The following is a 3,726-nucleotide window of genomic DNA, read 5'->3' as shown; positions in this document are numbered from 1 at the left end:
TTCGGTGCAATGCCTCGTTGCTCTTGCTTGAGTTGCCGTACCCAGCGATCCATTGCTGATTGACTTACATTCATTGCTTTAGCGGCTTCGATAACCGAATAGCCATGCTCTGTTACTAATTGTGCTGCTTCAAGTTTGAATTCCGCACTAAAAGTGCGTCTTGTACGATTTGTCATAAAATCACCTGTTTGTCTCTGAGGTGTATCTTAACACCTCTATTCAGGTGGCCAAATTCACTGTACCACTACATAAGATGCAGAATCTGCTGTGCATTATGGTAAAGTAGACTTGGTTCGAATTCTTGTAGCTGTTCTTTTAAGCCCTGCAGATAAAGTGCTTGAGGTGAAGCATCAACATATCTCGATATATTGAGGTTATAGTCATTTTCTTCTAGCTCCGAAACGGAAACAACAGCAGTAAAATTTTTAATATTCTCCCGTTGTATTGTTGAATGTATGATGCTTAGTATGTCTTCTTCGCTGATGTAATTTTGGTGAGAGCCGCTTTTGTAACTCTGGCTAGCATCAATAAAAAGAACATTATTGCTGTTTTGCCTCTCCTTTTTGAAAACCAAAATGCAAGTTGGTATCCCGGTCCCATAAAAAATATTGGCAGGCAGCCCTATGACGGCATCTAAGCAGTTTTTTTCTTGTATCAAGAATTGACGTATACGCCCTTCTGCTCCTTTTCTGAAGAGTACTCCATGTGGAACGACTACCGCCATTGTGCCGTGATCGCTTAGCTGATAGAGCATATGCTGGATGAAAGCGAAATCTGCTTTTGCTTTTGGTGCTAGGGAACCGTACTCTGCAAATCGCTCATCTTTGAGTAATTCTGGTTTCGCCGCCCATGACATAGAGAATGGCGGGTTTGCAACTACTGCATCAAACTTGAGTCCTCGATGCTGTGGAGATTCCAGAGTGTCAGCTAGCCTAATGTCGAATTCACGATAATTAACTTTATGCATGATCATGTTCATGCGAGCTAGGTTATAAGTACTACGGTTACGTTCTTGAGCGTAGTATTTGATATGTGGGTTATTTGATTCCTTCGCTACTTGAAGTAACAGTGAGCCAGATCCGCAAGTTGGATCGTAAACAGAATTAATAGAATCATTATTTAAGGTCGACAGTTTAGCGAGCAGCTTTGACACCATTTGCGGAGTGTAAAACTCCCCAGCTTTTTTTCCTGAATTACTTGCAAACATACTAATAAGGTATTCGTACGCATCACCAAGAACATCACTTGCATTGCTATTAAAATCAAACTGGATTACATCAAGATCCGTCATTATTTGAACAATCAGTGTATTGCGTTGCGATGGTGAACGACCAAGTGAATTTGAGTTAAGATCTAACTCGTCAAATAACCCATAAAAATCCTGCTCACTGCCTGAGCCAAGTGAACTATTTTCAATTTCGAATAGTGTTGTTTTTAATTTTTCAATAATGCTTTCGCTCGTTTGTCCTTCTTTGGTCAATGCATGGAAAAGAGCCTTTGGCTGAATGAAATAGCCTAAATCATCAATAGCTTCTTCTCGGAGCGTTTGGATAAGTTCTTTGCCTTTTCCGTTTTTTTCATCTAAATCGGCAAAGTTTAAGCCATCCTCAGAAAGTAGTTCATCGGCGAAATTGACTAGATTTTCCGATAGATACTTGTAAAACAATAACCCTAGAGTGTATTCGCGAAACGTATCCGCATGCATGTAGCCACGGACATGATTAGTGATTTTCCAGAGTTGTTTACGTAGTTCAAATTGATGTTCTTCGAGCATTTTAATTCTGTCACATACAAATTTTTGGTAGGTAGTTTACCAAAGCAATTGCATGTAGTGGCATAAATAACTGCTACGAGTGTAATTTGTGTGATACTTACATTCTTTCATCTTTCTTTGACGTCCTTGTCGCGTTTCGTGATGCGTTGATAGGTGCAATGGGAGCTGGTTTTACTATGTATTTAGTTAAGCTTTCCCCACTTGAGCTAATGAGTCTTTTACCAATTTAGCAAGTTGTCCGATACATTTATGTCCAAAAGAAGTTTAGAAGGGCAGTTTATTGATTGTGCAGTTTGTGTATAGAAGCAAAAAAAAAGAATGGGGAGCGTGATTGCTCCCCATTGTCGTTTTTTACCGTTGCTGGTGGTAGGTATTACTTTTCTTTGACTGCTTCACAGCCTTCAGGAACGGTGATGCTCGCTACGTCCTTACCTTTCTGCTGCGCCGCTTTCACATCCATTTTGTATTGAGTGCATTTGCCCACACTGACGTTGACGGCTCCCGAATCTGTGGATGGGCTGCCGCCCAGTGTTCCACCAGCAAAAGCAGAAGAGGTTGAGAAAACTAGCGCTGTAGCAATGAGTAGAGATGATTTTTTCATAGTTTATCCTTACGATTTGGTTGAGTGTGTTATTTGAGAATTGGAAGTTAGAAGGTGTAGACAAAAGTGCCAGCACTGGAGGTGACTTCGATGTCTTTCACGCTGTCCACGGTGCAGTTGTTGCTGTATCCGGTGTAGGTTTGGCCGAACTTTAATGAAACGTTTCTTGAGAGCTCTGAGGTAGTCCCCGCAGGTAATCGGCAGTTGCCACGGTTAATCACTACATTGCTAATTACGGTGTTGTCGGTGATGGCTTGCAGGTCAAAGACCAATGTCCCCCAATGAGGGTTAGTTGATATCGACACCTCAATATCTGCCGTTGCTGCTTGAGTTTCTTCTTGGTCGCCACAAGCGGTGAGTCCGATAAACAGGATGGTCATAGCGGCGTATCGGAGTAGGGTGTTGGTTAATGTCATAACGGTGCTCTCCTTATCGGTGAGTGAAATTCAGGGCGCACTGACTTCATCGTGTTCACGCATGAACCGCTCAAGATTGAAATCAGTCGGATAGGTAAAAGAAAACGTCGATACACTGGCCTCATCAATCAAAGGCAAAGCTAGGGTGCGTATCTTGTTTTGACCGGATAATCGAAAGAGCAGCAAGAGCGCGTCACACTGAACCGAGAGTCCCAGAGGATCAATGAGCGCCTTCTCTTGCTGCAATACTTGGCTAGATATCTTGAGCATACGGTTGTGCAGTAATGCCGTATGTACCGCATTCAACACTTGCCGTTGCTCGTTACTCCACTCACGAATAGTGGGCAATGCCACATGTACTTTTGCTAACCATTCTTGCTCTTTTGAATGTGCTGAACCCTTGTGTGGCAAGGGTTTGTCTCTCTCCGAGGAGGACCCTTGTCCATAATTCAGTGCATCAGGAACCAGCGGTAGTAAGTACTTGTTGGTCAGTTGCCAATAGAGCATTTCCTGCTTGTTGAGCTTCAGTAATTGCTCTGAAGTTTTCCGATAAACATGGGGCATGCTCATCGAATCACATTCCACATTAAACACCTCCACAATGACTTCATCGAGGTAGCGTTTAATGCTGCGCGTGGTGCGGTGGATATCGAGTAGGGCTAACTGCTGCTGCAACTCCCTAACGGTGATCCATCGATGTTGAGGAATAAGCATCAGCGTGTGCAGCAAAGCGGATAACCCTTCAATGCTGGTTTTATTGCTCATGACTACGCTCTCAATACATCAAAGCTCCACACCGGAGTCGGACATTTAATGTCGGGAGAATAGAGGTGGGTCAGACACATAATGTCCAACGGTGAAAACAGCATCAATCGGCATCACCAAAGCGTGAGCCGATTAACATTAACGAGGCTTATGCTTATCACTGAGCTCGG

At 43.1% G+C, this 3,726-nt stretch carries 5 protein-coding genes; all 5 read right to left on the bottom strand.

Annotated elements, in window-relative coordinates; all coding sequences use genetic code 11:
* On the bottom strand, positions 1 to 176 hold a 176-nt coding region (locus tag ACK5MF_RS05775; RefSeq protein WP_416920255.1), incomplete at its 3' end, for a transposase.
* A gap of 68 nt (positions 177 to 244) precedes the next feature.
* Complete coding sequence (locus tag ACK5MF_RS05770) at positions 245 to 1,774, bottom strand: type I restriction-modification system subunit M (protein ID WP_416920253.1); 1,530 nt, start codon at positions 1,772 to 1,774, stop codon at positions 245 to 247.
* A 373-nt stretch (positions 1,775 to 2,147) separates the two neighbouring features.
* Complete coding sequence (locus ACK5MF_RS05765) at positions 2,148 to 2,375, bottom strand: hypothetical protein (protein ID WP_416920251.1); 228 nt, start codon at positions 2,373 to 2,375, stop codon at positions 2,148 to 2,150.
* A gap of 47 nt (positions 2,376 to 2,422) precedes the next feature.
* The gene (locus ACK5MF_RS05760) at positions 2,423 to 2,791 is read right to left on the bottom strand and encodes a hypothetical protein (RefSeq protein WP_416920249.1); all 369 of its coding nucleotides are present in this window, start codon (positions 2,789 to 2,791) and stop codon (positions 2,423 to 2,425) included.
* 30 nt (positions 2,792 to 2,821) lie between these two features.
* Positions 2,822 to 3,556, bottom strand: coding sequence for a WYL domain-containing protein (locus tag ACK5MF_RS05755; protein WP_416920246.1), 735 nt, complete (start codon positions 3,554 to 3,556; stop codon positions 2,822 to 2,824).
* Positions 3,557 to 3,726: the final 170 nt, after the last annotated feature.

This window comes from Vibrio sp. (genome assembly GCF_047973365.1).
In the GTDB taxonomy this organism is placed as follows: domain Bacteria; phylum Pseudomonadota; class Gammaproteobacteria; order Enterobacterales; family Vibrionaceae; genus Vibrio.
Note: the sequence above shows the minus strand (reverse complement) of the source record. Positions and strands in the feature narration are given on the sequence as shown.